This window comes from Paenibacillus sp. N22P23, from assembly GCF_059383735.1.
Genome location: NZ_JBXENT010000022.1, coordinates 1 through 1,536 on the forward strand (window position 1 = coordinate 1; position 1,536 = coordinate 1,536).

At 52.9% G+C, this 1,536-nt stretch carries 2 tRNA genes and 3 rRNA genes; all 5 read right to left on the bottom strand.

The features are described 5' to 3' along the window. Positions 1 to 446, bottom strand: a 23S ribosomal RNA gene (locus tag AC506A_RS31270); the annotation flags it as partial. 143 nt (positions 447 to 589) lie between these two features. Further along, positions 590 to 665, bottom strand: a tRNA-Ala gene (locus AC506A_RS31275). Positions 666 to 678: 13 nt separating this feature from the next. Then, positions 679 to 755, bottom strand: a tRNA-Ile gene (locus AC506A_RS31280). Between the two features lie 33 nt (positions 756 to 788). Next, positions 789 to 905, bottom strand: a 5S ribosomal RNA gene (gene rrf, locus AC506A_RS31285). Between the two features lie 116 nt (positions 906 to 1,021). Further along, positions 1,022 to 1,536: ribosomal RNA gene (locus AC506A_RS31290) — 16S ribosomal RNA — on the bottom strand; the annotation flags it as partial.

Consider the following 1,536-nt stretch of genomic DNA (forward strand, 5'->3'; position numbering starts at 1 on the left):
CCACGAGGTTTCACGTGTCTCGCGGTACTCAGGGTACGTCTCGGAGAGTGCTGACTTTGGACTACAGGGCTTTTACCTCTTATAGCGGGCCTTTCCAGACCTCTTCGTCTACCCAACACCTTTGTAACTCCATGTGAGACGCCCTACAACCCCAAGGAGCAAGCTCCTTGGTTTGGGCTAATCCGCGTTCGCTCGCCGCTACTGACGGAATCACTATTGTTTTCTCTTCCTCAGGGTACTTAGATGTTTCAGTTCCCCTGGTCTGCCTCTGCATAACCTATGTATTCAGTTATGAGTGACTGGACATTACTCCAGCCGGGTTTCCCCATTCGGACATCCCCGGATCAAAGCCTGCTTACGGCTCCCCGAGGCATTTCGTCGTTCGCCACGTCCTTCTTCGGCTCCTAGCGCCTAGGCATCCTCCGTGCGCTCTTAGTAGCTTAACCTATGCTGATTGGCTTGTGTGACTAATCCAAAGATCAGACATACAGCATTCAGCTGTACTTCGATTAATCTCAGCTAAGAGATATTTCGCAAATTTCATATCCAGTTTTCAAGGTGCAAAGTGTTGCATCCGAAGATGCTTTTTTGGTGGAGCCAAGCGGGATCGAACCGCTGACCTCCTGCTTGCAAGGCAGGCGCTCTCCCAGCTGAGCTATGGCCCCGTAGGGAAAAATATGGTTGGCCTTAGTGGACTCGAACCACCGACCTCACCCTTATCAGGGGTGCGCTCTAACCAGCTGAGCTAAAGGCCAATATGTGAACTTCTAGGGATGAAAAAAGCATCCGCTTGGCAACTTCCTACTCTCCCAGGACCCTGCGGTCCAAGTACCATCGGCGCTGAAGGGCTTAACGGTCGTGTTCGAGATGGGTACGCGTGGTTCCCCTTCGCCGTTATCACCAAACGGATGACTCCTTACAGAAAGAGACTTGCTCTTTCAAAACTGAACATGAGCGAACCAGTCGGTTTTGCATCTTACGATGCTTATCGTTTCCTCATCGGGAAACGGTATTCTCTTAGAAAGGAGGTGATCCAGCCGCACCTTCCGATACGGCTACCTTGTTACGACTTCACCCCAATCATCTACCCCACCTTCGGCGGCTGGCTCCCTTGCGGGTTACCCCACCGACTTCGGGTGTTGTAAACTCTCGTGGTGTGACGGGCGGTGTGTACAAGACCCGGGAACGTATTCACCGCGGCATGCTGATCCGCGATTACTAGCAATTCCGACTTCATGCAGGCGAGTTGCAGCCTGCAATCCGAACTGAGACCGGCTTTTATAGGATTGGCTCCACCTCGCGGCTTTGCTTCCCGTTGTACCGGCCATTGTAGTACGTGTGTAGCCCAGCTCATAAGGGGCATGATGATTTGACGTCATCCCCACCTTCCTCCGGTTTGTCACCGGCAGTCGCTCTAGAGTGCCCACCATAATGTGCTGGCAACTAAAACTAGGGGTTGCGCTCGTTGCGGGACTTAACCCAACATCTCACGACACGAGCTGACGACAACCATGCACCACCTGTCTCCTCTGTCCC